The organism is Niallia taxi, from assembly GCF_004005475.1.
GTDB lineage: Bacteria > Bacillota > Bacilli > Bacillales > Cytobacillaceae > Niallia > Niallia taxi.
This window is the reverse complement of record NZ_RZTZ01000009.1, coordinates 175,549-196,325: the sequence shown is the minus strand read 5'-3', so window position 1 is coordinate 196,325 and position 20,777 is coordinate 175,549. Positions and strand designations below refer to the sequence as shown.

General features: G+C 35.7%; 18 protein-coding genes and 1 other annotated feature. Of the genes, 4 read left to right on the top strand and 14 right to left on the bottom strand.

All coding sequences use genetic code 11. The features are described from left to right. Nucleotides 1-378: 378 nt before the first annotated feature. Nucleotides 379-1,080, bottom strand: coding sequence for a class I SAM-dependent methyltransferase (locus EM808_RS19915; protein ID WP_127740016.1), 702 nt, complete (start codon nucleotides 1,078-1,080; stop codon nucleotides 379-381). 50 nt (nucleotides 1,081-1,130) lie between these two features. Beyond that, nucleotides 1,131-1,382, bottom strand: a binding site (T-box leader). Between the two features lie 237 nt (nucleotides 1,383-1,619). Then, nucleotides 1,620-2,042 (bottom strand): DUF3916 domain-containing protein, encoded by a 423-nt coding sequence (locus EM808_RS19910; RefSeq protein WP_235856668.1) that lies wholly within the window; start codon nucleotides 2,040-2,042, stop codon nucleotides 1,620-1,622. A gap of 533 nt (nucleotides 2,043-2,575) precedes the next feature. On the opposite strand from EM808_RS19910, the gene EM808_RS19905 reads away from it, so the two are divergent. Then, nucleotides 2,576-2,989: a DUF3888 domain-containing protein gene (locus EM808_RS19905; RefSeq protein WP_127740012.1), complete on the top strand. Its 414-nt coding sequence runs from the start codon at nucleotides 2,576-2,578 to the stop codon at nucleotides 2,987-2,989. 288 nt (nucleotides 2,990-3,277) lie between these two features. Here EM808_RS19905 and EM808_RS19900 read toward each other — a convergent pair whose 3' ends face one another. Further along, nucleotides 3,278-3,517: a hypothetical protein gene (locus tag EM808_RS19900; protein WP_127740010.1), complete on the bottom strand. Its 240-nt coding sequence runs from the start codon at nucleotides 3,515-3,517 to the stop codon at nucleotides 3,278-3,280. Between the two features lie 266 nt (nucleotides 3,518-3,783). Continuing rightward, entirely contained in the window at nucleotides 3,784-3,930 is a 147-nt protein-coding gene (locus EM808_RS28705; protein ID WP_164849727.1) for a hypothetical protein, read from the bottom strand. Nucleotides 3,931-4,371: 441 nt separating this feature from the next. On the opposite strand from EM808_RS28705, the gene EM808_RS19895 reads away from it, so the two are divergent. Further along, the gene (locus EM808_RS19895; protein ID WP_127740008.1) at nucleotides 4,372-5,082 is read left to right on the top strand and encodes a CPBP family intramembrane glutamic endopeptidase; all 711 of its coding nucleotides are present in this window, start codon (nucleotides 4,372-4,374) and stop codon (nucleotides 5,080-5,082) included. 191 nt (nucleotides 5,083-5,273) lie between these two features. Here the strand turns inward: EM808_RS19895 and EM808_RS19890 are convergent, their stop codons facing one another. Together EM808_RS19890 and EM808_RS19885 are read right to left on the bottom strand one after the other, a co-directional pair. Further along, complete coding sequence (locus tag EM808_RS19890; RefSeq protein ID WP_127740006.1) at nucleotides 5,274-6,539, bottom strand: Y-family DNA polymerase; 1,266 nt, start codon at nucleotides 6,537-6,539, stop codon at nucleotides 5,274-5,276. A gap of 397 nt (nucleotides 6,540-6,936) precedes the next feature. Further along, nucleotides 6,937-7,800 (bottom strand): ATP-dependent DNA ligase, encoded by an 864-nt coding sequence (locus EM808_RS19885; RefSeq protein ID WP_127740004.1) that lies wholly within the window; start codon nucleotides 7,798-7,800, stop codon nucleotides 6,937-6,939. 222 nt (nucleotides 7,801-8,022) lie between these two features. Here EM808_RS19885 and EM808_RS19880 point away from each other — a divergent pair, with 222 nt between their 5' ends. Further along, nucleotides 8,023-9,195 carry an NfeD family protein gene (locus tag EM808_RS19880; RefSeq protein WP_127740002.1) on the top strand — a complete coding sequence of 391 codons (1,173 nt, stop codon included), beginning with the start codon at nucleotides 8,023-8,025 and terminating at the stop codon, nucleotides 9,193-9,195. A gap of 44 nt (nucleotides 9,196-9,239) precedes the next feature. Beyond that, on the top strand, nucleotides 9,240-9,761 hold the full coding sequence (locus EM808_RS19875) for a hypothetical protein (protein ID WP_127740001.1): 522 nt from the start codon (nucleotides 9,240-9,242) through the stop codon (nucleotides 9,759-9,761). 13 nt (nucleotides 9,762-9,774) lie between these two features. On the opposite strand, the gene EM808_RS19870 is transcribed toward EM808_RS19875, so the two are convergent. From EM808_RS19870 to EM808_RS19835, 8 genes are all read right to left on the bottom strand, one after another. Beyond that, a complete protein-coding gene (locus tag EM808_RS19870) occupies nucleotides 9,775-10,410 on the bottom strand; it encodes a hypothetical protein (RefSeq protein ID WP_127739999.1) in 636 nt (211 codons plus the stop codon). After that, a complete protein-coding gene (locus EM808_RS19865; RefSeq protein ID WP_235856664.1) occupies nucleotides 10,407-10,835 on the bottom strand; it encodes a hypothetical protein in 429 nt (142 codons plus the stop codon). Before EM808_RS19865 ends, EM808_RS19870 begins: the two co-directional genes overlap by 4 nt. A 115-nt stretch (nucleotides 10,836-10,950) precedes the next feature. Then, on the bottom strand, nucleotides 10,951-13,038 hold the full coding sequence (locus EM808_RS19860) for a peptidoglycan DD-metalloendopeptidase family protein (RefSeq protein ID WP_235856663.1): 2,088 nt from the start codon (nucleotides 13,036-13,038) through the stop codon (nucleotides 10,951-10,953). A gap of 1 nt (nucleotide 13,039) precedes the next feature. Continuing rightward, a complete protein-coding gene (locus EM808_RS19855) occupies nucleotides 13,040-16,783 on the bottom strand; it encodes a type IV secretion system protein (protein WP_164849726.1) in 3,744 nt (1,247 codons plus the stop codon). A gap of 22 nt (nucleotides 16,784-16,805) precedes the next feature. Then, entirely contained in the window at nucleotides 16,806-18,890 is a 2,085-nt protein-coding gene (locus tag EM808_RS19850; protein WP_127739993.1) for a VirB4 family type IV secretion system protein, read from the bottom strand. Then, nucleotides 18,847-19,755: a hypothetical protein gene (locus EM808_RS19845; protein ID WP_127739991.1), complete on the bottom strand. Its 909-nt coding sequence runs from the start codon at nucleotides 19,753-19,755 to the stop codon at nucleotides 18,847-18,849. Before EM808_RS19845 ends, EM808_RS19850 begins: the two co-directional genes overlap by 44 nt. Then, the gene (locus EM808_RS19840; protein ID WP_237944446.1) at nucleotides 19,755-20,087 is read right to left on the bottom strand and encodes a PrgI family mobile element protein; all 333 of its coding nucleotides are present in this window, start codon (nucleotides 20,085-20,087) and stop codon (nucleotides 19,755-19,757) included. Before EM808_RS19840 ends, EM808_RS19845 begins: the two co-directional genes overlap by 1 nt. Before the next feature lie 84 nt (nucleotides 20,088-20,171). Then, nucleotides 20,172-20,558, bottom strand: coding sequence for a pilin (locus EM808_RS19835; RefSeq protein WP_127739987.1), 387 nt, complete (start codon nucleotides 20,556-20,558; stop codon nucleotides 20,172-20,174). Nucleotides 20,559-20,777: the final 219 nt, after the last annotated feature.

Genomic DNA, 20,777 nt, shown 5'->3' with positions numbered 1-20,777 from the left:
AACAGCATTTGGTTTCCTTGCTTATTATCGCTTGTACACCATACTCTTCTATAAAGAAGAGACCGATAGGGTCTCCCGAGTTGCCGTATCATATCGATGTATAACGTGCCAAGGTCTCTGACTCCAACCGCACACCTGCCCTATTAGTAACAGAGTAATAAAGAAGCATTAATCCTTACTGGATTAATGCCCCTGTTACTTTAAGCGCATTATTTCACAATTTTTTTATAGTAGATAACCGTCAAATTGGACCCCTGTTTTTTTGCCCTTGTTTGGCAATCATAATACCCTCTCATTTTTCATTCATTATGTTACATCATTTTATCAGTTGTTTTTTTCCGATAAAAAGTAAAATTGGAATAAACATTTACCTTACTCTTACTCTTTATCTTTCTTTCGAATTTTCATCATTGTATTTGCATTTCTTTGGAACTCATATGGCACTCTAACTTCTTCAACTTCATACCCTTGATTTTTGAGCATTTTCACAATCTCATCTAAATGCTCGTATCTGTTCCCAGTAAGGTCAACAAGTGGAAAGATACGAATTTCTTCTTTTACTACTCGAAGCAATTCTTCAATCACATTCTGGTGGAATGCTTTATCAAGGCGATCACCGTATGTAAACAAAAAGTGAGCAGAGAGAATCAAGTCAAATTGTTCACTTTCAAACGGTAGTGAAGGCAATGTAACAGGAATGTAGCGCTCAGGATTTTGTTTCATATCAGCTGCACAATCATTAAGCGCGCGGGTCCGATACTGCGCTAAATCTGTCACATCTTTAAAATAGTCAAACACGTACTGTGCTTTTGCTTTTTCTACGCTTTCCATCGCGTGTATAAGATCTTTTTCTCCTTTATTGGCAAGAGCTTCTCCCGGATGATAATATGCGATGTCACAGGCGGTCACGTCCAGTCCCTTTTGCTGGCTGATAGCGGTAAAAGAACACGCCCCTGCCGGACAGTCCAAAATCTTTTTTCCTTCCATTTCTTCTGTCGAAAGCGAAAACATCGCCATATATTCCTCGAATGTTCTTCCGATAAAAACGATACGCTCCAAATCTACCCCATCTTTACTCATAACTACACATCCCCTTAATTTTCAGTATAAAAAAAGGGTCCCTCATCCTAAAAAAGGACGAGAAACCCCGTGGTACCACCTTCGTTCGTTTATTAAAAATAAACGCACTTTACTGTACAGAAACAATTTATAATTGCTCGATACATTGTCTCTTTTATCGGTGAGACTTTCCGCCATAACCTACTATTCGTTCAGCTTGGTTGCTCAGAAGCCCATTCAACAAAATTCCCACACTGATTCTCACCAACCATCAGCTCTCTAAAGTGTTCCTAATGTTTACTACCCTTCATCATCGCATGTTTTATTTGGTTTTTATTTACCATTTATTACAATCAGTTTTTTTCTATTTTATTATCTACTTAAATAATTGTCAAAATATTTTTTCATTAACTACACCATTAATAAAATATGATTGCATTTATGTTGCATTAGGAAATTTCAAATTATTGTTATTAAACTAAACTGCCACGATTGTTACATAAGGAGGGTACTCTACATTTATTATAAGATTGCTTCAAATCCCTGTTTTATTTCAGATGTTATTTTAGCTCTCCTATAAACCAAATCTCTTGTTCAAAGACTTCATCATCTAAAAGTAGCTCTTTAAACCCTTTTATATCTAAATTCAATGGAAGAGATAAATTCCATTCTTTAATAAGATTTCTTTCCTTATCTAAAGGTAACCACCGTTGTTCTTTAGTATCTCTGTTAAAATAACCATCAAACCATGTTTTATCAGGTACTACAGCAATTTGTGAGTCAAACAAACTAGGAAGAGAGATAATGGTATAAGTTTTATAATCAGCTTGATCCTTCTGAATCAGGTTAATCATTTGATCAATAAGTATTTGCATAACAGCTCTTCTGAATTTATTTGGGGTATTCCTAAAATTTATATACTCTTGATTCCAAGGCAAGTGTAAATGCCAATAACCTAATTCACTTTTATGTGGGTTAGGAATACTCTGCGTTTGTTTAGAAATTCTCGTTTTAATTCTTTAAATCGTCTTCTTAAGCCCCTAACTTTCTTTTTCGAACCATTATCAAAATTCCAATTTTGCAATATGCTACCTCCAAACATGTAATACTTAATGGTATTGGAATCAATTAAATCTACCGTTTACTACTAAAAAAGTATATCTTTATGATATCTGACTGGACTATATTTTAATATGGAATGTTATTGATTTAATAGTTCTTCATGGAGCAGCAGCATTAATTTATTGAAATACTTATTGCTCTAAACTGCTACGTTTGCGACACAAGAAAGATACTTTTCATTTATTACAGTAATCCTGACCGGATAGTTCCACACAAATATTTTAGCATTAAAAATGACGATTTCTACTATTGCACCTAACAATGTTCTTTTCCTCTTTTATATCGTTAGTGAAGGTATCCATTTATATAAATAATTAGAATTTAATTGTATATTTTTAGATAATCTACAAATGATAATTAAAAAAAATCTAATTTTAAGGAGTGAAATAGGAAAATGAAAAAAATATTGAGTTTTATATTTGCAATTTGTTTATTTTCACTAAGTGGGTTTAGTACTAATGCAGCAGAAGTTAAAAATACGCCAAACCAAGCAGCCGACCATTTAATACTAAGTGTATTAGGTGATGAAATAAATAGGGCTGTTGCTAGTTACTATAAACAAGAAGACCCAAACTCATTTTTTATTAAATATGGACATGGTAATTCAAAAGACTTTGTAAATGTAATCCAGTCTGAAAAAGGTAATGAATTAGATTATAATTATGTTGTCAAAGTAAATATTACGCCTCAGAAAAAAGGTGCTTTAGGAAAAGACACAATAAGTTTTGGAATTGATCAATCTAATCAAAGCGGAAATATGAAGATTAAACTTTTGGATTACAAACATGTCGATCCAAAAGATAAATAAGAAAAAAGCATTGCCTAATGGCAATGCTCTTTTAATAATCCAAACCTTCTTCTGCATACACATAATCATCTTCCCTAGCATTATATATATGAACGTAAAACTCAGACCTCTACCTGAAATCCAGTTAATACCAAATGCGTTAGGAATAGCTCGCTTAGTATTAAGTTTGTGAAGTATTCTACTTAAAGTAAACTGCCCCGTTTGTGACACAAGATGGAGCTCTAAACTTATTATAGGAATGCTGCCATGTTTATTTCATAAATAATTACATCATTATATTAACAGTATTTAATATTTAAAAAATTCAAAGAAAAATTTCAAATAAGCAATGTTTAATACTATAGCAAGAATTGATTTGAGTAAAGGTTCTCTTAACACAATTGCACCTACTCCTAGTAAAGCTCCACAAAATGAAAAAAATGGAATTAAAACAAAGCCGAAATTGATATAAATGATAGGAGTAAACGCCAATATATTTAATGCTAAATTCAAAGCAATACAAATAAACGCAATATTACTTGCAGGCATGAAATCCCCCCATTCTATATTAATTACTTTAACATATATATACATTATCATCATTTGCTACCTTTTCTGAAAAAGAAATCCTACTCTAATTAAACATAGCCAGATTGTTCAACAAACAAGAAAAAATTAATAAACTTGTAAATAAATGAACTTAAACAAAACTGCCCTGTTTGGAACATTAAAAAAACTGCCGATCGGCAGCCGACTTCTGTTTATTTGGGATTTGAAGAATATCTCTTACACTATCCAATCTCAATTATTCCTAATCAAAAAAAGACATTATACAAAATAATAATTATAATTATTCCAATAACAATAAAACCACCTATAGTTGGACTTCCATATAATGCTCTATTCCAACCGTCATCAGTATCTATTTTACTTTTTTCTTTATCTTCATTATCATTCTTCATAAAATCCTCCTCCCTGAAATACAATTTTATCCATTTCCCTAAATCTTAGTTTACTAAAATATACTACAAGAAGGATTAAGAATAACGATAGTAAAATAACTGTAGATCCTTTTCAAAATAAAAACAGGAATGTTTATATTGCTGCAAGCATAAACATCAATTTCATCATTCCATCACTACAGATTGAGTGTTTTTATTTTATACGTTTAATTGTTAAAAAAGATTCTAAATATGTATAATTTTGTATTTTTTATTCAACTAAACTGCCCCATTAGTTTAAGTGTAACATTTAACAAATAAAAAAACCTCACGCAAAATCAACCCTAACCATTAACATAGCCTAATTAAAAAAGATCCTCTCTCTATAATTTACCTTTTTTTGTATTGAAACGGTAATATAATCTAGCATAATAAATATTCTAAATCTAAGGAGACATAGCTTTGAAACACCTCATCAAGAACAAATACATATGGATTTTTGCGACTTATATACTAATAATGACAGTAGTGCCGAGAGGACTGAAGTTTGTTCTATACTTAGGAGATGTAGGGAAAACCGAGCATCTTGCATTCAAGAATTATCATGTCGAGAATGATTTGTTAATCATTTGGTTAAACATTAGTATTCAATTGCTCATACTTGGTTTTGTATTCTTTCTTTATTCTAGTACCTCAGTATTCACTTGGAAAAGACCCATTGTAAAGGGGAAAGATTTTTTGAATGCCTTGTACATATTCCTATGGAAGATATTAGTTTCGGGTATTGCGGGTATTGTTTTCGTCTTTATAAACGGTGGTTTAGGGGACGCAACTCCTCAAAATCAACAGAACTTGGAAGTAGCTATTCAGACTAGTTTAGTCACTGTCATTTCTACGGTCATTCTAGCACCAATCATAGAAGAATTTTTCTTTAGGAAGATACTTATTGGACATATTTTTGCCAGCCATCCATACATTGGACTTATGCTAAGTAGTTTAATATTTGGCGGATTGCATTTAGTATCCGGGTTCTCTGTAGTAGGATTGATTATTTATTGTGGAATGGGATTATTTCTAGGTTTACTTTATTTAAAGACTAATCGTTTAGAATCTTCTATGATAGCCCATAGTTTTAATAACCTTATTTCCTCCCTACGTATTCTTATTCAATAATAATACTAACTTCTTGTATAAAAAAGCCAGCAATATTTCTATTGCTGGCAAAGCGGAATATGAAATTATAAGACATAAACATTATATCTCAATAAATACAACTTACCATACTTATTTACTGAGTTTTGAACTTAATAAAAACCCAAAGCAGATAATCGTAAACAATGCTCAGCTGAAGCCTTGTTGCAATATTAACCTTTATGCCCCCCTACTAATCCAGAACGATGTATAGCTGTACCACCAGGTGTATAGGAAATGGCACGTAATAATGCTGTGGAACCAAACTTATTTCTAATTTCATCCACAACATATCCCAACTTCTTCCTTTTCCAACTGTTGGTGTCAAAGAGGTCGAGCTGTACATCTGTATCTTTCTCTAGCTTAGTAAGTGAAATAGATACTTGTCTGACGGTCTGCCCCCTATAAAATTCTTCCATTAATTCCAGGCAAACCTTATATATATCCATGGTTACATTAGTAGGTGCTTCAATAGTACGTGAGCGATAAAAACCTCCTCCGTACTCATCCCTACTGTATCCTAAACCAAAACTAATGGTTCTGGCAGCTTGATTGTTTGTTCTAGCCCTTTTACATACCTCTTCACATATTTCTAAAATAACAGCTTCTATTTCTTTTCTGTTTTTGTAATCTCTTAGAAGCACTTGGCTTTTACCTAAACTAACTTGCCCTTTAAATATGGGAGCTCCTACTTCGGATAAATCAATTCCCCATGCATGATGATATAACTGATTTCCCATAATACCGAATTTCTTCTCAAGTAAACCAAGATCGTATCTAGCCAATTGGCCAACAGAGAAAATACCCATACTATTTAAGGTCTTTTCTACTCTGCTCCCTATCCCCCACATTTCACTTAACGGAGATAATGGCCAAAGCTTGCTGGGAACATCCTCGTATGTCCATTCCGCAATACCGGTTTGCGATTTCTTGGCAGCCAAATCTAAACATAATTTACTTAAAAGCATATTGGGACCAATACCGATTGTGCAAGGTAACCCAAAGTCATGGAAGAGATCCGCCTGAATCTTTCTTGCGATATCTTCTGCAGTACCCTCAATCTTTTCCATACCAGTACAATCTAAAAAGCTTTCATCAATAGAGTAAACATGTACAGCTGAAGGTGGAACATAACGATAAAACAACTTCGTTATCTCTGTGCTCACTCTAATAAAAACGGACATACTTGGATCCACTATTACAATTCGTGGATCATCTGGGATTTCAAATAAGCGGGAACCTGTTTTTATTTTAAAATCTTTTTTCATGGCAGGAGATGCTGCTAGAACGACACTTCCTTGCCTATCGGTATTCCCTACAACTGCTAAGTGACAAGTTAAAGGGTCAAGCCCAAGCATAACTGCAGAGACACTGGCGTAAAAACTCTTCATATCGACACAGATGATGGGGCGGTTAGGAAATTGGCTATAATCAAACATCATACTCACCTATTTCTAGATACTTTTTTAATGGAACTAAAGGACAAAAATTGAAAATGACCATTTGTTTTTTGAATGCGCAATTCATCCCTTTGATAGTCAATAAATACAGTTGTACCAGTAATGGTTTCATTGTTATTTTCTGTTTTATATTAGAAATTTAATGGCCAATTGTACTCCATGGCTTCGTATATAAGGGTGTTATTTTCTAATAAATAATCGTTTACTTCGTTTTGTTTTATTTTTAAATTATCCACATTAGCTCTCTCCAGTTCTTTATATGGTAATAATAACAGAACTTATGTTCGTTATCAATGTACGACGATTCCTAAATAAACTAATATTGGTAAAATAAATACCCGCTTCTTTAAGCGGGTATTCCAATTTATTAGGTTCATCATACAATGAATTTCTGAAAGCTAGCACTTCGCATATACCCATTTTTGGATAGGCATTGATATTTCACTTCGCACTTAATGAGTGGGTCCAAATAAATAAAGTCTTTATCCTCATCTATAATCAATTGCTTTGTAATATGGTAAAAAGCCTTTCTTTCATCGGGTGGAACAAATTCTAATATTCCTCTGTATTTGTTATCTTCCTTCATAATCCAGCCGAATTTTTCTTTTCTTATTCCGCTAATGGAGACAGTGGAATATTGATAGTTCTTCGTTTTGAAGATGACATTTTGAGGTCGGGAATCCAAATAATAAGGCTTATTATTATCTCGGGCCACTACTCCTTCTAGATCTAAATCAATGACTCGATTAAATAGCGTAGCTCCATTTTCATATACAGGGGCAACGGATAAATTGTTTTGGTTGGGAATGTGCTTATTAAGTAGAGATAAACGTTTATAATACGGTTCATTTAGTAAAGATTTATCATTTAAAAATAAAAGATCAAAAGCTACAAATTGGACAGGTAGTTCTTGCATTAGATCATTTATTTTGGTGGGATTAGAGGCTTGGAAACGGGTCATAAGGCTATCAAAACATGGAACAGGTACATCCTTATCGTTGTCAAAACAAATCATTTCTCCGTCCAATATACAGTTTTGCACAGGTAACTTTATAAACTCGAATTCCAAGTACTTTTGGGTTACCTCATTTTTGTGCCTAGTGTAGATTCTGATGCGGCCGTCTTTATAATGTAATAATGCGCGATGCCCATCATATTTGATTGTCCAGCTATAATTGTCTCCTGTCGGAAGCTCCGGAGCGGGCTGAAGAAGCATTGGTTTTATGGGTGTATTTAACATTTTAGTACGTACTCCTCTCCACTTCTAATGATATCACCATTAGAAAGAGGACTATATAGTAGCTTGTTAGAAACCTAGGAAAAAAGAGGTATATTATGAGAAAATAGACATAACTGTCATTGACTGAGCGGGATATATGCCCTATAATTAAAAACAAACAGTGTAACATATATTATGATTATAAAGTACATACATAACTAAATTTTATTAAGGAGTGAGAGGATGAATGTTATATTAGGTGCTCTTAACGGCATGCTGCAATATGGGAGAGGGAAAGAAACGGGAGGATTCGGGATATTAGGAATCATCCTCGCAATCGTAGCTGTTTATCAATGGGATCATATTCTCCCCTTTCTTCGGAAGATTGGGGTAGTAGGTTTCTTTGATAAAATTGGGTTAATATATGAAAATGATCCAGGTACAACAGGGCTTGCTGTTTTTCTATTTATATTAGAAATTTGTATTGTCCTAGCGATTGTAATTTTTGCGGTATTAGTAATAGGAATAATGGTTACCATCTTTTGTTCAAGTAAGGTTGGAACAATAATCATTGTTACTTTACTTGCCCCGTTTATTCTGGTCGGTTTCCTAACTTTCTTCCTTATTTACGCAATACTTCAATCTTTAGGGATTAAATCCAAAAAGCAAAAGTTACGAGAAGCAGAAGACAAATGGTATATGGAGAATTACGGAATGAAGTCTCCAGAGACTATCGCAGAAGAAGAACTTAATATGACTCCTTTAGAGGTATTAAAAAGGTACTGCGAGGAATTCGATTACAATCAGGCTATAGAATTTCTTAACAAGCTTCCCATGTATGGTGATACGCGGTTCCTATTAGGTGAAAGTAATACAGGAGAAATTTTTCTTCTTTTACCTGATCCATCACTAAAGTACTGTACTATGAACCCTTGGTTGCCCGATGAATTTACTGTTATCAAGTTGGATATTCAAAAGTTCATTGATGACATAGGTAAATTTCAAAAAATAGACCATAGGATGGGGGGGAGAAAATTAATAATTACGTTAATGCATTCTGTAGAAGAGAATCATAACCAGAGCCAATTCCAAGATTATAAACTTATTGATTTTAAAGATCAAACGGACATAATTAAATTTTATTTACCAGATTATGAGCTTAAAGATTTTAAAAACTATTTAAGTCCAGTTGGTGAAAGGCGAGAGTATACTGAACAGGCTGAAAGAACACAGGAATATTACTTCAAAACTAAAGAAAAGCTTTTAACTGCTATATCTAATGCTACTGATAAATATGAATTTGATCAGAAAGTATCGTATGTTAAGGCATTAAATGCTACAAATGAGGATGTAATTAGGATTATGAGAGAATCTCTAGCAAAGGTAGATACTAATGAAAGGAGTGAATCAGTATAAGAACGCAGAAATATTTCAAAGAGGATTTATTAAACATTGCTCGTATGCATATAGAACATATTGAAAAATCTACTAGTTGGACTAAATACTATCGTGACAATAAACTCCCTTCTACTCAAACCTATTTATCTGTATTTGGTACGTGGGAAAATCTAAGAAAAGAACTTGGATTGAACGTAAAAAAGAAAAGAGACGTTATCTCTAAGGGTGAGATTGAAGATGTTTTGAAAAAGCATGGAAAAGAATTTAAAACACGCAAACAATGGGATGAATACGCACAGGAGCATAAACTACCAACCTATAAGACCATTTTAAAGCATTTTACTTATGAAGAAATCTTGGATTTTGCAGGGAAACCAAAACAACGTAATTTCTCCAAAGAGGAATTAATAAGTTTGGCCCTTAAGCATAGAAAGTCCTTTATTGGTTCATCGATGACGCAATGGGATGAATACGCGAAAGAACAGGTCCTACCCTCTTCTAGGCAATTTAATTGGATTTTTGGATCGTGGAGTGAAGCGAAACATGAAATAAGAAAACAGGCACAAAAAAAGAGTGATAGATAGCATTTGCTAGGTATCACTCTTTTTCTATTTGCTTGATGATATCCCATGAAGAGGTTGTAATAACTAAAATATCATCATGGGCATGATCTGAATGCGCTTCTTCTATAGATTCTAAAGAAAGAGTAACAAGGCTAGACTTTCCGTCTTTATATTGAAATTCCAATTTAACCTCATTAGTTTCCCCACCAAAAACACCTTTCTTTTCTTTAAAATTAACACCCTTTATGGAATTGTTTTTGGATATGCGGTTTATGATATCTTGCGCTACCTTTTGTTTATCTGTTTCCTCTACTTTAAATAAATCACTGGAGATGGTTTCTGTTTGAAAAGTCGACATAAACAATTCTACATCTTGTTTTAAGATACCCGTAATAAAGTAGTTAACAACGTCTCTTTGAGGAGAAACGTCGTTAACTTTTTCTGTATGAGGTTCGATAAAGCCCACATCTAGATTTTCCTTTTGTTCAGTAGCCCATTCTATTGTCTTTTCTGTATATTCGTTATCGGATTCAATCTGGGCAGCTACTTGTTCTTGCGTTGCCTTTAAATCCATGGGTGCTTCCTTTTGAGAAGGAAGAAATATAAAGTATACGACACATAAGAGTGTTAACGTACTTCCAATCATTATTAAAAAAGATTTTTTTGTCATTCTTGAACCTCTTTATTAGCTTGAGCGGCTAACTCTTCCCTTAGTATTTTCCACTGGTTGGCAATATTAGCTTGTTCCTGCTTAATAGCTAGATATTCTTGGCGTAAACTGTCTTTATCAAACGATGTTTCATCCGCATTGTTGGCCGCATCAACTGAAGTTAAGAGTAACTGATGGGAACGATTGACTAATGCTATAAGGGTTTGGTGTGTTTCAAAAAGGTCAGGCTCGATATCAAGTGCCTCCACTTTTGTGACTAACTCATTCGATTTGCCAATACTCTCTGTCATGATCTTAGCGAATTGGCTATTACTTGTACTATTCGTATACAGTCCATCTAAAGCATTATTATAGTTTAATAGAATATCTGTCATTTCTGTAATAAATCCTTGTAGTGACTCGTCGTATTTTACGAGGTGTTCCACATTGTCTTCCGTTACTTTTACGTTTGCCTTGCTGTTTGAAGAACAACCAGCTAAAATACTAATAAGGCATAGTAATAAAACTGATAATTTTTTCATTGAATTCCTAGTCTCCTTGTTATTTGAAGTCAATTAGTAAAGCTGGATCAATACTATTCGTCTTCGAAATGTTCCAACTTGGTTGATGGACCTCGAAATGTAAATGGGGACCTGTAACATTTCCGGTACCACCCATATAACCGAGGAATTGTCCTTGTTTTACTTTTGCTCCCGCAGATACTGCTCTATTTTGCATATGAGCATAAACGGTTTCATACTGTTTGCCATCAATTTTATGTTGAATGAAAACGACATTACCGTAAGAGGATGATAGGTAGGATCTTGAAACTGTACCATCTGCAGCAGCGTATATTTTCACATTGCTTCTGCCACCAAGACCGATATCTATACCTTGGTGTTTCGTCCCCCATCGAGCACCGTAACCGGAGGTTACCGTTCCAGTAGTTGGCTTAATAAAACTACCAGGTTTTAAGGTAGGTGAACCTTCCGTTCCACCTTCATATGTAGCAGCTGTTTTGAATTTTTCTGCTAAAGCTAAAATGTCGTTAATGTACCATTCCGCATGGTTATAGTGCCAGATAGCGTTTCTTTTATCGGTAGAATAGCCATTACTTGCTAAGTAGTTGGCAGCTGTATAGACTGCGTCCGTTACATTATAAGGATCAGCTTTGCCGTCTCCATCACCATCAACACCAAGTCCACCGCCTTTTTTGATGACTCCTGGGCTTGTGATATCTACGCTTGCAGCTACCAATCCACCACCGATGTCATAGCTCCACCCTACCCAAGTTGCTGGCAGGAATTGCATCTGACCAATTGCCCCAACGGGAGATACCATAGGATCAATCGTTCCAAACACACTTTCTTTTGAATGAATAGCCGCTAACGTATACCAATGCACACCATATTTTTTCTCAGCTGCTAAATAGATCGGCATATATTGAGCCGGAACTCCAGCACCAGGTATAACCGTTCCGTCATAGCTAATGTCATCGTATCCATAAACCCCACCATTTTGACTTAACCAATCTGTATAATTAATAGATCCACCCATAAAGCTATAGTTTGCCTCTATTAATTTCTTATCATCTAGACCTAATCCTAAAGAATTTAAAATCGCATCAAAATTAGCATAATCTTGCGTGACATTTTGTGTAGAGGTAAAATATTGATTTCTTGTTTTCGTAATGGTTTTTACTTCAATTACTTTATCGACCATTACCGTTTTTGTCTTCTTTAGATGAACGGTTACATATCCAGTAGTATCGACCTTTTGGTTTTGTTGTCTAACCTGTTCTTTCAGAAGATCTTTCCAACTTTTACTCTTTGGATTAAAGTAAGGGTAAGTTTTGTCTGTTATATCTGCAATAGAAGCGGGGACCTTTAGTGTTTCCATATACTCCACTTCTTTTGGAACTTGAATGGTTTTGTGCGTAATGACTTCTTTCGATTTCCAATCCGATGTATGAGCTTTATAGTTAAAGATAGTGGACCCATTCCAATACTGAACAGACTCCAGTTTGCTTACTTCATTTTTCGTGTGCTCTACCTTTCCTTCTTTTACTTTTTTACCATCTTCGTAGACGATCACTTGCTTTTCTTTCCATTCATCATAATTTCCGTATTCAAACTCAGGTGCTAGTTCGGTTGCTATTTTCTTAATAATCTTTTTGATACTATCTAAATCAGATTTTTTATCATCAAACACATCTAGCATAATAGTAGAGGCTATTAATCCTTCTGGAACCCGGTAGGGCTTCTCAATAGGATTATCCATATCGACAGTGGCTTCTGATTGTTCCACAATATACTCATGAATGGCTTTGTCGTCCCCTTCTAAATCATCTCCACTTGCCCATAAGAAAGACATAGCTAAAGAAATAAGGAGGGCTAAAATGACAGAAATACCGACCACAAGCAGAGTAGGAACTCCGACTGTACTTATAAGCCAAGCAAGCATTTTGGCCAGTACTTTTTTTAAAACTTTTATTGCGAGTTTAATAGCCTTTTTAGCCATTTTGGCTGCTTGTTTTTTAAATTTATTTTTGAAAGGTTTAGCAATTTTACCTGCTAAACCTTTCAAATTATCGGTCATTTTTTCACTAATGGAGTCAGTAGTATTTTTGTTTTCTTGATTTTGCGCCATGCTACAAACCTCTTAATGAGCCAGTAAATGCTTTATTTCGATATTGCTCGGCTTGTTTTCTCATCAAAATCCGTTTATTTGGTGGCTCGAAATTCATAAGATCATTTGGTTTAAGTGATGTAGTATAATTCTCCGTCTTTACATCATTTTTCTTATAAGTTGTCGGCACTAGCTTTCTATTGTTCACTTCACATTTTGTTTCGATTACTTCATTTACCGTTAAACGAGCATCACCACTACCATATGGGCTAATACGATAATCTTGTCCATCTTTTTGGCCGACCATATAGCTTCTATTACGATCAATCACCATTCGAATGTCATCCATCTCAGACATCGCATTTTTAATGTAATACTGTCCACTATCTACTTGTTGGTTATAACTTTGTACTTCTTTTATTACTCTTGGATTTTTTGGCGTATTTCTGTTTGCGACCAACTTATTGGGATTCACATGGATAGGTGGTGCAGAAACTTTGGAACCACCACTATCATATTGATAAGAATTAGAAGTTGGAACAAGACTTCCGTTTTGAACGGTAAGATCTTGATATACTTTTTGCCCTTTCCTTAATCCAGAATGTCCAGAAGCCATTCTAGAAACGGATTGTGTTTGACCTGTTTTATCTCTTACTTGAAGGAGGGTCTCTCCATTCGTTGTGACCATTTGGATGGCCCCATTTGCGATGGTTTGTTGACCATCTGGACCAATTACCGTTTGAGCTAAATGCGAGATGTCTGCAATTTCGCTCGTTTGTTTTTGAACGGCATTATTATAGGGGTTTAATCCTTTCAATCCGAATGCTTTCATATTACGATTATTAGAAGCGGCATAATTCGCACCTTTTTGGTAACCAGCCACTCCACCCACCATTCCAGAGGCATAGGCGATGACATTCTTGAAGCCTGCCTGTTTTCCTTCTACATTGTCCGCAATATGATTCTTTGCTGTAGCGAAACCAGTTTTTGCTCCTTGAGTAACTGCTTGTACAGCAGCAGAACTAACTCGTTGAACAGGATGAGTCGCTCCTGATACACTCTGTAAATTAGACATTTCTGTTTTAAATGTGGTATAAGCATGAGCCCCACCCTTTTTGACCCCCTGGCCTAATTTGGTATCTGCCATGAAGTCACTTACCCCTTTGATTGCAGTAAGACCGGAAAGATTTGCAGCTCCAACTAACGCTCCAGTACCAACTCCAGCTCCTACAGCTGTGGCCATTCTCCCAATTTTATTTTGTATAATTTTATTATCAAGCGGGATACTTCTTGGCAAAGATTGTCTTGCATTTTCATATACAGTTTGTGCTTTGCCACTATTAAATTTGGCTACAGCCTGTTCCTTAGGGAGACTACTATTATTCACATAAGCATTTCTTGCTTCATTAACCTTCACTCCAGCTAATTGATCTCTTAAGTAAGGGATATTGACCTCTTTGCCAGAATATAAGGAAGAACCTTTAACTGAAGATGTAGCACTCTTGACAGAATCAGCGGAACTAATACTCTTATTAGATAAAGCTTTTTCCCTATTAGGAGTTATATTGCCCATCGTTTCAACTATCTGGTTAGATAGTTTTTGCGAAAGAGGGCTAACTTCTGGTATTCCTAATTCATTCCCGATTTCTATAGCTAATTGTTGACCGATATTGGTAGAACTACCTTTACCGGAAGCTACTGCCTTGCTACCTCTCTTTAAGATTTTTGCTATCTTATTTTTCTGTTGTCCTAGGTTATTCTTCCAAGCTACTTCTTTATTGTTCTCATGTGTTTGTTTTTGTTCAACAGAAGCATTCTTAGGTAGAGCATACTTTTGATCATATTTATCCATAAAATCTTCTTTTAATTTTGGTGCCCATTCATTAGCTAGTTTATTACTTACTTCATTGGCTTTATCTAATGAAAATCCTCCAGATAACTTATCAGCAAGGTTCTCATTAAATCCAGCTCTACTAATAAAAGAAAGTCCATAGTCTGATCCGTTACCCATTTCGCTAGCTACTTCTTTTGCTGCGGATTCAATTTCCATTTGTTTCGCATTGACTTCTTGTTTCCATGCAGCTGCACGCTTATTATTGTGTTCCTGCTTCTGCTTAGGAGTTGCATTAGCCGGTAATTTATTCTCTTGATTAAATTTAGTATCAAAGTTCTTTTTGTTATTGGTATCATTCGCCCACTTCTTTGTTAAGTTGGCAGATGATTGTTTAATTAAATCAGAGGCTCTTGCATTTTTCCCTTCATTTCCTTTGATACCAGCAATGTTATTGCGTGCTTCATTTAGGAAATAATCTTTTTTGGCAGCTTTCGCATCATTCCAAGCGGCCTCTACACTTGACTCGTGGGCATCAGGGAATCGTTCTTGAAAATCCTTTTTAAAGTCCGCTTCATTGGTTTCCGCCCAATCAGAAGTAAGGCTATCAGCTACAGAGTTAGCTGTTTTTTCATCTGCCTTGGACTCCGCCTTCATGACGCCTTTTCCTTTATCCCAGCCTGCTTTTACCCCTTTTTTCACTTGGCTTCCTAATAGTTGGGCAGCTCCTGTGCCTGCGCGACCTGCCAATCCACCAATAGCTCCTCCAGCATTAAAACCTACTGTAGAACCAACCATGGAGCCCATCGGGCCCATTGGGGAACCAATTAATGTTCCAGCGGCACCAAAAACAGCTTTACCGCCTCTGGAAAGGATTTCTCCCCCTTTTAACATTCTTTCTGCTTTTGGAGTAGTGCCAGTATCGGTACCGGTATTTCCACCAAGTGTACTTTTCAAGTCACTGGTACCCGTTCCTTCCCCTTCTTTTTCTGAATTTGATTTCTCCCCAGATTTCTCTGAATTACCTCGACCACCACGAAGTTTTTTCAAGGCATCCCCTACGGATACACCGTCCATGGCACCCTTTGCTGCACCATACATTCCCATTAAGGCAGATCCACCCATCATGGCGGCCGTCTTTGATAATCGATCATTCATTTGTCCACCAAGACCAAGGAGAGCACGAACGGATTCAGTAACAGGGATGAATACCATCATCAAAATAACTCCCTCAACCCCATTGGTTGTAGTCGTCATCTTACTCATAATGTAATAACAGGCCGCATGAACAGATTGGACAAAAACAGTTCCAATTAACTCTTTTGCCCATCCAATCGTCATACCTCTCGTTTTAGGTATGAGGTAAAGAGCCAACATTAATGGTCCTAGTATTAATAGAAGCATGAGTGTAAACTTTCTCATCGTATAGTAAAAATACGCCCATACTCCAAGACCAATCTTAATTAACTGAATGGCTAGCATACCAAGCACTCCGTTGCTTGCAGTGATTTCTATCGTATCTTTTAAATTCAATAAGTCACTTTCACTATTAAATAGGTTTACAATACTTTGGTTCGTTAAGAACAACAAACTATAAATCGCATAGATATTAGCAAATAATAAAGCAACAATCGTTAATTCTTTAAAGTAATCAATGATATAGGTTCTGTTCGATGGATTAATACCTGATGCGGAAATTTTCATTCCTGCAATAACAATACTGATTAAGATGACACACACAGCTACTGCAATGAACATATTCATCCCAGGTACGTATACATTTGTAATCTCTTTTTCAGTAAAAGTTAAAAATGCTAATTTCTCGTCTCCTCCATAAATGAGGTTATGTAAGGTCGGTATCTTCTTGAAAGGCTCCGCAAACATATCTCCCATTTTGGCAAACAGGTCGGCCATTATTTCGGAAAGTTTATTCATCATATTTGTTCATCCTCCCGACCTAGTAAGTTTGCAGTTGCTTTTTAGTTAGATTTTCTTCATAAACAGCCTGATTTGATTCAATAAAGAATAACTCTTGTTCACTTGGATTGGTTTGTAACCATACAGATGATTTACCAACCCGTAAAATGCCTTCCCCTTTATCTGGGTTCCCGAAGAGGATATCTCGTTCACCGGCAGATAAATCAAAGTTCTCTTTAATATGTTTTAGATCGAGTTTACTTTGTTTTAAGAAAAGATAAGCGTATGTATTTTGCAGTATCCCTCTGGCTTTATCATTGATAACAAATCGGACAAAGTCCTGACTTGCTAAGCGTAATCCGGCATTACGTTTCCTAGAGCGTCTCGCCATCTTTTCTAAGAAATCCACTGTTTGTTCAGAGCTCAAAAGCGTCCAAGCTTCATCGGCATAAACAAATTTCTTTTTCGTAGCGTTATCTAGATTTTTAACGAAATGTTCCCATAAATAGTTCAAGATAACATGATAAGCAATTGGTCGTAAAAAGCCTTCTTCCATCGAACTAATGTTGAAGTTTACAAGCCTTGCCGAATCCAGCGTTTGCGTTACTCCTCTTCCTAGGTACGTTTGACCATCAAATATCGGTTTAGATCCTGTCTTTAGGAATGGTTTAATGGCAGCAATTAATCGTTGTACTCTAGGTTCGTCACTATATTTCTGTAATAAATAGTTATTGATATCAGATATAGTTGGCTCAGGTTTTCTCACTTTTGATTGAATCAATTGATTTTCAACTTTTACGACTTCATCTTTAAACAAAGAACTAGGGTGTGATGTGTATTCAAATTGTTCCTGTAAAACATATTGAATGGCTTCTTCTAGGAAGTTACGCTCAAAGACATTAAGTCCCTCATCTTCTGAGTTTTTCCCGCGACAGATAATATCAAAGAAATCGATAATGTCATTGGTCTTCTCCCGTAAGGGAACGAAGCGAATGTATTTTTTTCCTTCCTTTTCTACAAGCTCTTTTTCATCCGATTCTTCTAGGAATTCGAGTTCTTCATCTCCATCTTCTAATGGAATATCTGTAAAGTTGATCGCTAGAGGATTGATACAGATATCCTCTTCTTCACTAATATTTAAATTAATACCGCCAAGACGCTTCGTTAATTTAACAAATTCACCCTCAGGATCAATTAATCTACTATAAATGTTGGCTCCCGTTAATTCCCTTGCGATTAAGAGTTTCAAAGATACGGATTTACCAGAACCCGATGTACCAACAATAAACATGTTGTAGTTATCTGGTCTGAACTCTTCGTTTCCAAAACTATTAATAAACTCTAATTGGCCTGTTATTTTATTGATTCCAAGCGGAACACCACCAACGTATTTCCCACTACCACTAATGAATGGAGCAAAAGTGGATAATGCCCGGCGGTCAATGTTCCGTAAAGAATCAGAAATTTCGTTTTTACCAAATGGCAGGACACTTCTAAATCCTTTTTTTACTCTTCCCCAAGTGGACGTTAAGGAGAAGAAGCTACTGCTCATTTCATCTTCTAAAGTCTCGCTAAAATAGTTCAATTCTTTTTCACTTTGACCATATAAGATGCCTAGTGTCCCTACATTAAAAATGTCATTTTCACTAAATTGAATTTCAGACATGAGTGTATCCGTGTCTTGGATTTTAGAGGTCAGATCGTTGATCTGATCAATGTTTCCTCTTTTGGTTTGGAACGATAAGTTAGACTCTAACATGGTGATTTGTCTTTGCAACATTCTAATAGCATCGGACTTCCCAACCTTATTAATGTCCAAAAAGAGATCCATCTCTCCACTAGAAGCCAGATTGTTTAACCAGTTTGTTTGCATTTTCCGCGGATAGCCATCCCTAGGGATGTAAACCGGTCTAAAGTATGTTTGAGTACCTAATGAGTTTTTAATGATTCCATAATCTTCTGCGTTTATCTTAAAGCCATCGGGAGATATAATTTCCCACATGGTGGGTTTTGTATCCATTTGGAAATCTATTTGATCCTCGTTTTCTTTCGGATTATTCTTTGTATTCTTCCCTTTGCTTTTAGGCAGTTTCTCTTTTGGTTGTGGTTTCTGTTTCAGCTTCATGTTGTTCAATTGCCTCCTTTACCAATTCAATTCGGTTTTGCGATTGTTCAGCCGTTATATATAAAGCATTTTTTTCTTGTTCTACAAGATCCTTAAATCGATGTTTTAACGCTTTTCTTCTATTAAATGTGTAATAGAGTAATTCATATATTCCTTCTGTAGGTACTAGGTTTACGGTAATATCCGCTTTTCGAAGTTGATTTCTAGCGGAGGTCAATCTTCTCATCAACTCCGCAAAAGCTTTTTCCATCACCTTTGTTTCTAATTCATCTTCTGAGTCAGCTGTTATATCGCTAGCCTTGATTTTATGCGTGAAGATCAAATATCTTTTTGTTTCATAACGTGGTGTGTCTCTCTGCCAGGCCAAGATATCATCAATCATAGCTTGTCCGTAACTTAGTGCGGCTTCATTTAAATCTTCCGATTCCTTCATTGCTTTTGCCATTAGTTCTATCGGTTCCGACACATCAATGAACCGATTTTGCAGGTAAATTCCTACTGGGTAATTGAGAGTGGCAGTCCAGCTCTCTACCGTAATATCAATTGCTTCTTGTTCGTCCTGGTTTTTTAAGAAATAGTTTACTGGATCAACTTCAGCGATCATCGTAAAGGAGTTATCATGAAATCGAATCATGTGCGTTGTCACATCCCTCACATCACTGAACAATTCTTCAAAAAGGTTTGGTTCCTGTTCGATTTCTACTTCATGTTTCTTTTTTTTCGTCTTATTATTTTTACTATTCGTATTTAGTGGAACATTGGTATGTTTTTTCTCTTTCCATGGTAATATGGGTTGTTTCTCTAGAACTCGGAAGAAAATCCAACCACCAACCACGATAGCTGCCATAAGTAACAGTGTGCTCATTATTTGTTCACCATCCAATCTTTCGGTTTAGTACCTCTTCTCCAAATTCCAATTTGGTTTTTATACCCTAACTTAATCAGGAAATATTGATCATAATGGAGGTGTAGTTTACTTTTCTTTAGAAATCCAAAAATGAAGATAATTACGGCTAGAGGAACGACGGAAATAACACAACCTATAACTCCTGCGATAATTCCTGGGAATAGTTTGAAAACAGAAGGGATATAGGCATATGCAATCGCACCACCTGAAATCAAATAGATAAGTTGCCTAGTCGAGATAATTCCTAATATAGATTTCTGTTCGCTACTCATATCAATTGGTACAGTCACTTTTCTCAACTTCATTCTCCTTTATAAAGGCACCCCTCTATATTGTTCATAGAGGGGTTAAATTTTTGCTTAATAGTGTATATATTAAGCTCCAAATCCTGCGAAATAACCTGCGATTGTTTTCGCTTTAACAATAACGAATACACCGACACCAGCCATTACTAGACCGATAATACCTTGTGTACGAGCTTGTGGATTACCACCTTGCGCTGCGGATAATTTCATACCAGAGAAGATTAGGCATCCTAGGGACCAGAATCCACCAACCGCTGTAATTAGGTAAATGACATTGTTTAAATCATCAAAGATTTTGGAGTTTTGTGCAGATCCTCCGTTTGTTGCAATCCCTGCTTTTTTCCACGCTGCCAGGGCATTTTCTGGAACCGAAGTAAACAAATAAACCATGAATGCTGCGGTTAAGTAATATGGAATATCCCTAACCATTTTTGCTTTTTGAATTGCGAAATTCATATTTTTATCCTCCTGAGAATAGAAAATTATAAAAAATGAACATAAAAAAACCCCGAAAAGCTATGGGTATATACATACGTGAATATGTACTACTCATAGTTTTTCGGGGCACTCCCGTTCGTTTTTTATTTGTACCCTTATCATAATAAAAAAGCTTTAAGCGGTCAAGCCATTTTTTGCTACTTTTGATTTAGTAGGATTAAGTTAAAGTTGGGTACA

What these genes read in the sequence shown, in the direction of transcription:
- EM808_RS19915 (WP_127740016.1), bottom strand. Translation starts at nt 1,080, where the DNA reads ATGAGTAAAGATGGGGTAGATTTGGAGCGTATCGTTTTTATCGGAAGA.
- EM808_RS19905 (WP_127740012.1), top strand. Translation starts at nt 2,576, where the DNA reads ATGAAAAAAATATTGAGTTTTATATTTGCAATTTGTTTATTTTCACTA.
- EM808_RS19900 (WP_127740010.1), bottom strand. Translation starts at nt 3,517, where the DNA reads ATGCCTGCAAGTAATATTGCGTTTATTTGTATTGCTTTGAATTTAGCA.
- EM808_RS28705 (WP_164849727.1), bottom strand. Translation starts at nt 3,930, where the DNA reads ATGAAGAATGATAATGAAGATAAAGAAAAAAGTAAAATAGATACTGAT.
- EM808_RS19890 (WP_127740006.1), bottom strand. Translation starts at nt 6,539, where the DNA reads ATGTTTGATTATAGCCAATTTCCTAACCGCCCCATCATCTGTGTCGAT.
- EM808_RS19885 (WP_127740004.1), bottom strand. Translation starts at nt 7,800, where the DNA reads ATGTTAAATACACCCATAAAACCAATGCTTCTTCAGCCCGCTCCGGAG.
- EM808_RS19880 (WP_127740002.1), top strand. Translation starts at nt 8,023, where the DNA reads ATGAATGTTATATTAGGTGCTCTTAACGGCATGCTGCAATATGGGAGA.
- EM808_RS19875 (WP_127740001.1), top strand. Translation starts at nt 9,240, where the DNA reads ATGCATATAGAACATATTGAAAAATCTACTAGTTGGACTAAATACTAT.
- EM808_RS19870 (WP_127739999.1), bottom strand. Translation starts at nt 10,410, where the DNA reads ATGACAAAAAAATCTTTTTTAATAATGATTGGAAGTACGTTAACACTC.
- EM808_RS19860 (WP_235856663.1), bottom strand. Translation starts at nt 13,038, where the DNA reads ATGGCGCAAAATCAAGAAAACAAAAATACTACTGACTCCATTAGTGAA.
- EM808_RS19855 (WP_164849726.1), bottom strand. Translation starts at nt 16,783, where the DNA reads ATGAATAAACTTTCCGAAATAATGGCCGACCTGTTTGCCAAAATGGGA.
- EM808_RS19850 (WP_127739993.1), bottom strand. Translation starts at nt 18,890, where the DNA reads ATGAAGCTGAAACAGAAACCACAACCAAAAGAGAAACTGCCTAAAAGC.
- EM808_RS19845 (WP_127739991.1), bottom strand. Translation starts at nt 19,755, where the DNA reads ATGAGCACACTGTTACTTATGGCAGCTATCGTGGTTGGTGGTTGGATT.
- EM808_RS19835 (WP_127739987.1), bottom strand. Translation starts at nt 20,558, where the DNA reads ATGAATTTCGCAATTCAAAAAGCAAAAATGGTTAGGGATATTCCATAT.